This window comes from Nocardiopsis sp. TNDT3 (genome assembly GCF_003427465.1).
GTDB classification, from domain to species: domain Bacteria; phylum Actinomycetota; class Actinomycetes; order Streptosporangiales; family Streptosporangiaceae; genus Nocardiopsis; species Nocardiopsis dassonvillei.
Window position 1 is genome coordinate 1 of record NZ_QPFC01000050.1, and the last position, 5,756, is coordinate 5,756.

A 5,756-nucleotide genomic window follows, 5' to 3' on the forward strand; every position below is an offset into this window, starting at 1 on the left:
ACCCCCCGCCTCCCCGCCACCCGACCCGGCCGGGCGCACCGACGTGGAGGCGGCCCTCCTGGGCGGACGGTCGCGGGAGGACCTGGCGCGGCAGAGGCTCTCGCCCGCCGAGGAGCGGTTCGAACGGGGCCGGGCCACCCTGGGATGGGTCCTGGCCCCCGCGCTCGCCATCGTCTTCGCCCTGCTCCCGCTGGGGATGGACCGGCAGCAGCAGCTGCTCGCCGCGGTCCTGCTCGGGGTGATCGGTTTCGTTGGCGGTGCAGACCCCCCGTTCTTCAGGGCGGGGCAAGCCGCCCCCGCCGCAATGTCGTAGGGCGTGGCTACGGTGTGTGCTGGTTCGAGGGGAGGTGTTTTCTCATCATGTTGACGGGGTTTCGGTACCGGCTCGCGCTCACCGACGAGCAGGCCGAGTCGTGCCAGGTCTATGGCGATATCTGTCGGGCGGTGTGGAACACCGGCCTTGACCAGCGCCGTGAGGCCGTGTCCCGTTGGCGGCGCGGCCAGCGCCTGCCCTACTGCGGCTACCACCTCCAGGCCCGTGAACTGGCCGAGGCCAAGACCGAGGAGACCTGGCTTCAGGCCGCCCCCTCCCACATCCTCCAGCAGACCCTGCGCGACCTGGACCGGGCCTGCCGGGACCACGGCACGTTCAAGGTGCGATGGCGTGCCAAGGACCGGTGGAAGCCCTCCTTCCGCTTCCCCGACAGCGCATGGATGAAGGTCGAACGCCTGGGCCGCAGGTGGGGACGGGTCGAGCTGCCCAAGCTGGGGTGGGTACGGTTCCGCTGGTCGCGCGCACCCCGGGGCACGGTCCGTTCGGCCACCGTCTCCCGCGACGGGGCCTACTGGTACGTGTCGCTGTTGTGCGAGGACGGCCAGGCCACACCGGAGGCACATGAGCGTCCCGACAGCGCGGTAGGTGTGGACCGGGGTGTGGCGGTGGCGGTGGCCACCAGCGATGGAGACCTGCTCGACCAGGTGTTCCAGACCCCGAAGGAGGCCGAGCGCGAACGCCGTCTGCGCCGACGCCTGTGCCGCCAACGCAAGGGGTCGGCGAACCGGGCCAGAACCAGGGCCGCCCTGTCCGCGTTGACCGGGCGGGTGCGGGCTCGGCGCTCCGATTTCGCCGCCCAGACCGCGCACACGCTGTGTGCCAAGAACGCGGTCGTGGTGCTGGAAAAGCTCAACACCACGAACATGACGGCCTCCGCGAAAGGCACTGTTGAGGTGCCCGGCGTCAGCGTGCGTCAGAAGGCGGGGTTGAATCGGGCGATTCTGGCCAAGGGCTGGCACGGCCTCAAGCTGGCCTGTCACAACGCGGCCCGGCGCACCGGGACCCGGATCGTGGAGGTTGATCCCGCGTACACGTCCCAGACCTGTCACTCGTGCGGATACGTCGCGGCGGAGAACCGAGAGAGCCAATCGGTCTTCTGCTGCGGCAGGTGCGGGCACACAGCGCATGCGGACGTGAACGCGGCCCAGAACATTCTCACGCGCGGATGGACTAGCCCTTCGGGGTGAACCGTGCCAGCCTGCCGAGACCTCTGGGATGCCATGTCGGTGAAGCAGGAACCAGCTGCAGCCGCGAGGCGCGCAGCGCCACCGCCCCGCCAAGGGGCGGTCGGAATCTCCCTCGTTCGCGAGGGAGAGGAAGTCAACATCGCGCTCGTCCCGCTCATGGTCGCGCTCACCGGCATCGGAACCTGACCCGAGCCCTGCGGAGTCGATGCCGTTGGGATCAGGCCTTGATCTCGCGGAACCCGGGGACGCCGGTGAGGAGCACGACCGCCTCCCACAGACGCAGGGACTCCTCCCGGCCCGGCGGTTCGGTGACGACGGGGCCGAAGACCGCCCGCGGCGCGCCGTCGGCGCCGGCCAGGGCCAGGATCGGCGTTCCGACCTCGCCGGGCACCCGGCGCACGGCGTCGTGGTGGGAGGCGCGCAGGAAGGGATCGTGCTCCCCGGAGAGGCCGGCCCCGGCCAGGTCCCCGGGCAGCCCCGCCCGGCGCAGGGCGTCGGCGAGGTCGCCGATCCACCCGCTCTCCGCGGCGTCCTCCCCGGTCCACAGCGCCTCGTGGAACCGGCCGAGCGCCTCGTGCCCGTGGCCGCTCTGCACCGCCGCGCACACGCGGGCGGGGATCCACAGGTAGCCCTCCGTGTCGCCCTCGGGGTCCTCGTCCCGGCCCTCGTTGAGCACCGACAGGCTCATCACCCGCCACCGGACCGTGACCGGGCGCTCCCGGGCGACCCCGCGCAGCCAGCGCGCGGTGACCCAGCTCAGCGGGCAGGACGGGTCGAACCAGAAGTCGACCGTCCAGGGCTCGTGGGTCATGGCGGGGCCTCCTCGTCGCGGCGTCACGGCCGCCCGAGCGTGCTCTCCCTGGGCACCAGGGCGAACCCCGGGCGCACGCGGCGCGACTCGGCCGCGCCCTCCGCGCCGCCCTCCAGCCGGGCCAGCAGCGCGTCCACCGCGGCCCGCGCGATGGCCTGCTTGTGCGGCGCGATGGTGGTGAGGGCCGCCGTGCAGTAGCGGCCCTCCTCTATGTCGTCGAAGCCCACGACCGCGACGTCCTCGGGCACCCGCAGGCCGCGTTCGGTGAGCGTGCGCATGGCGCCGATCGCGATGAGGTCGTTGTAGCAGAAGACGGCGTCGGGCGCGGTCCCCGAGTCCAGGAGGCGGGCCATCGCCTGGGCGCCGTCCCGGCGCGTGTAGCCGTCGGTGCCGGCCACCAGGGCGTCGTCCGCCGCCGCCCCCGCCGCGGTGACGGTCTCGCGCCATCCGCGCAGGCGCAGGTGGGCGGGCTGGCGCGAGCGGCCGTGGCGGGCGCCGATGAAGGCGATGCGGCGGCGGCCCAGGTCGAGCAGGTGCCGGGTGGCGGTGCGGGCGGCGGCCACGTTGTCGATGGCGATGTGGTCGTAGGGCGCCTCGTACTCGCGCTCGCCCAGCAGGACCAGGGGGGCGTCGTGCCCGCGCGCGAGCAGGTCCTCGTTCTCCAGTTCGATCGGGCTCAGGATCAGCCCGTCGATCAGCCGGGCGCGGAAGCCCTGCGCGAACAGCACCTCCTGGTCCCTGCGGCCGTAGGTGTGGTCGAGGAGGACGATGAGGTCGAGCCCGGCGGCGTAGTTGATCACGGCGTCGGCGAGTTCGGCGAAGTAGGGGTTGCCCAGCTCGGGCAGGGCCAGCGCGATGATGCCGGTGCGGCCCTTGCGCAGGTGGCGCGCGGTCAGGTTGGGCCGGTAGCCGAGTTCGTCGATGACCTGCTGCACGCGCTGGCGGGTGGCGGATGTGACGTGGCGGTAGCCGTTGACCACGTTGGACACCGTCTTGACCGAGACGCCCGCGTGTTCCGCGACGTCCTTCAGGCTGATGGCCACAGCGCCTCCTCCGCACATGGTGCACACGTGCACGACCGTGCGCGTCCCCGCCGCCCCGGCGGCGTTCCCGCGCCGCCCGCTGGCCTCCCGCCGCCGTCGCCGTCCCGACGACCGTCCGCCTGCACACGCATCCGTGCGTTCTCCGGCGATTTTTCTATCGTTATACAGCACGTGACGGCTCTCCGTGCGACGCTTCCGCCCGGGAACTCTCCCGATCGCGCGCTCCGGAGCCGCTCCGGTCAGGGTTCCTCCAGTCGGGTTTCCGTGTCCGGGCAGGCCGCTGTGACCGTGGTCTCATCATGTGGAGGTCGTTTTTCTCACGTTGTAAAAGACGCGACAGCGCCGCACACGGCCCCTCCGCCCCGGACCACGGGACGCGGCGGGCCCAGGGAAGCCCCGGGCCGCGGCCGCGGTCCAGTACCGCGTCCGCGGCCGTCCAGCGGGACGTCCAGCGGTGCGTCGAGTCCGCCCTCCCATCCTCACGGTGACGGCCGCATCCGTGCGGAATCTGCTGGAAGGGAGCTTCGGATGGGGAACTCGGAATGGGCCCGCGCGCCGATCGGGATGGACGCGGGGCGGTGGACCACCTGGGGCGGGTGCCGCCGGGTGCTGGCCGTGGCGTGCATGGTCGCCGACGCGCAGCGTTTGATGGACCCGGTGGCGACCGTGGCCTCCGACCCGCGCGTGCAGGTGGTCTTCACGGTCGCGCCCGACCAGGTGTTCGGGGCCGGGCTCGCCGCCTGGCTGGCGCGGGCCGGGGTCGTGGTGGTGCCCTGGCAGCAGGCGGTCAACACCCGCTTCGACCTCGCCCTGGCGGCCAGCGCCAGCCGCGTCCTGGACCGGGTCCACGCGCCCGTGGTGCTGTTCTCTCACGGCGTCGGCTTCAACAAGCTCACCCCCGCCCACCTGGGCGGACAGGGCTTGCTCGCCCGCGCCACCTACGGCCTGGGACGCGAGGGCCTGGTCCGGGACGGCCGCCTGGTCGCGGAGCGGATCGCGCTCGCCCACGACGACGAGGCCCTGCGCCTGGCCTCCGCGTGCCCCGAGGCGGTCGGCGGCGCCCGCGTCGTGGGGGACGCCGCCGCGGACCGGATCCTGGCCTCGTTGGAGCGGCGCCCGTGGTGCCGGTCCCAGCTCGGTCTGGGCCCCGACGACGTGTGGGTGGTGGCGGCCTCCACCTGGGGGCCCTCGTCGCTGCTGGGGTCCCGGCGAACCCTGCTCGGACGCCTGGTCGTGGACGCGGTGTCCGCGTCCTGCCGGGTCGGTCTGCTCGTGCACCCGAACGTGTGGGCCGCCCACGGCGCCTGGCAGGTGCACCAGTGGCTGGGCCCGCTCATCGCCCAGGGGCTGGAGGTGGTGCCGGTCGACGCCGAATGGGCCAGCGCCCTGGCCGCCGCCGACGCGGTGGTGGGGGACCACGGTTCCACCACCGTCTACGCCACCCTGACCGGACGGCCCGTGCTGGTGGCCGACGACGGGCGGGCGGACGTGGACACGGCCTCGCCCATGGGGCAGGTTCTGCGCACCCTTCCGGCCGTGCGCGGGGACGCCCCGCTCGTGGGCCGGGCCCTGCGCTCCGTGGAGGCCGCCGAGCGGGAGGCGCTGCGCGCCGTGGCCGCGCGGATCACCTCCCACCCCGGCCGCTTCGCCCAGCGCACGCGCGCGGTGCTCTACGAGGTCCTGGGGTTGGACGAACCCGACATCCTGCCCGCCGCGCGCCCGCTGCGTCCGCTGGGCTGGGACATGCGCGGGTGGGCGGCGTGACCCCGGAGGCCTCCCCGGTAGGGGCCCGGCACACGGCGGCCGCCGACGCCGGGGAGCACGCGTTCACCGCCGACCCGTCCCGGGGGCTCCTTCCCGCGGGAGCGGGGGCTCCCGATCCGTTCCCGGAGAGCCTTCCCGTGGGAACGAGGACTTGCGCTCCGCGCCGGGAACGCGTCCTCGCGGTGCCGGGCGCCCCCGACCCGCTCCGGGGGCACCTCCCCGCCGGGCTGGACGCCCCTTTCATCGCCGACCCGTGCCACCCGTCCGAGCGGCCGGACATCGCCGACGTCCTCCTGTGCCGCTGCGGGCGCGTGTCCCCCTCGCCGCGGGAGACGGGGCTCGCACTGCTGCGCGCCCACCCGGGCTGCCTGGTGGCCGCTGTGCACGGCCCCGACGGCCGGGGCGTCCTGGCCACCCCCCGGGGGTTCGTCCTCGTCACACCGGTCGCCCCCGCCGGAGGCGCCGCTCGCGGCGCGGACCGGTGGGGGACGGTCGCGGCCGCGGCCCTCGTGTACGCGTGGCTGGTCAGCGGTCGCGACCCGGCAGCGCTCCCCGACACCGTGCTCAGGTCCGCACGGAACCCGTCCGTCCCCCCACCACCCGACACCGGCGGAGAC

At 74.0% G+C, this 5,756-nt stretch carries 5 protein-coding genes and 1 pseudogene; 4 read left to right on the forward strand and 2 right to left on the reverse strand.

Annotation, left to right across the window (positions count from 1 at the left end; all coding sequences use genetic code 11):
* Positions 1-313: pseudogene (locus DQW06_RS29375) on the forward strand (hypothetical protein); the annotation flags it as partial.
* Between the two features lie 47 nt (positions 314-360).
* Positions 361-1,521 carry an RNA-guided endonuclease TnpB family protein gene (locus DQW06_RS01370; RefSeq protein WP_117197819.1) on the forward strand — a complete coding sequence of 387 codons (1,161 nt, stop codon included), beginning with the start codon at positions 361-363 and terminating at the stop codon, positions 1,519-1,521.
* 217 nt (positions 1,522-1,738) lie between these two features.
* Here DQW06_RS01370 and DQW06_RS01375 read toward each other — a convergent pair whose 3' ends face one another.
* Both DQW06_RS01375 and DQW06_RS01380 read right to left on the reverse strand, forming a co-directional pair.
* Positions 1,739-2,332 (reverse strand): DsbA family protein, encoded by a 594-nt coding sequence (locus DQW06_RS01375; RefSeq protein WP_013152836.1) that lies wholly within the window; start codon positions 2,330-2,332, stop codon positions 1,739-1,741.
* A gap of 23 nt (positions 2,333-2,355) precedes the next feature.
* On the reverse strand, positions 2,356-3,375 hold the full coding sequence (locus tag DQW06_RS01380; protein ID WP_117197817.1) for a LacI family DNA-binding transcriptional regulator: 1,020 nt from the start codon (positions 3,373-3,375) through the stop codon (positions 2,356-2,358).
* Between the two features lie 528 nt (positions 3,376-3,903).
* Here DQW06_RS01380 and DQW06_RS01385 point away from each other — a divergent pair.
* The gene (locus DQW06_RS01385; protein WP_117197818.1) at positions 3,904-5,139 is read left to right on the forward strand and encodes a hypothetical protein; all 1,236 of its coding nucleotides are present in this window, start codon (positions 3,904-3,906) and stop codon (positions 5,137-5,139) included.
* Positions 5,140-5,276: 137 nt separating this feature from the next.
* A partial coding sequence (locus tag DQW06_RS01390; protein WP_232832937.1) for a hypothetical protein occupies positions 5,277-5,756 on the forward strand: 480 nt, incomplete at its 3' end.

Bases quoted from the DNA above. Each gene is read 5' to 3' on its own strand.
- DQW06_RS01370 (WP_117197819.1), top strand. From the start codon at position 361: ATGTTGACGGGGTTTCGGTACCGGCTCGCGCTCACCGACGAGCAGGCC.
- DQW06_RS01375 (WP_013152836.1), bottom strand. From the start codon at position 2,332: ATGACCCACGAGCCCTGGACGGTCGACTTCTGGTTCGACCCGTCCTGC.
- DQW06_RS01385 (WP_117197818.1), top strand. From the start codon at position 3,904: ATGGGGAACTCGGAATGGGCCCGCGCGCCGATCGGGATGGACGCGGGG.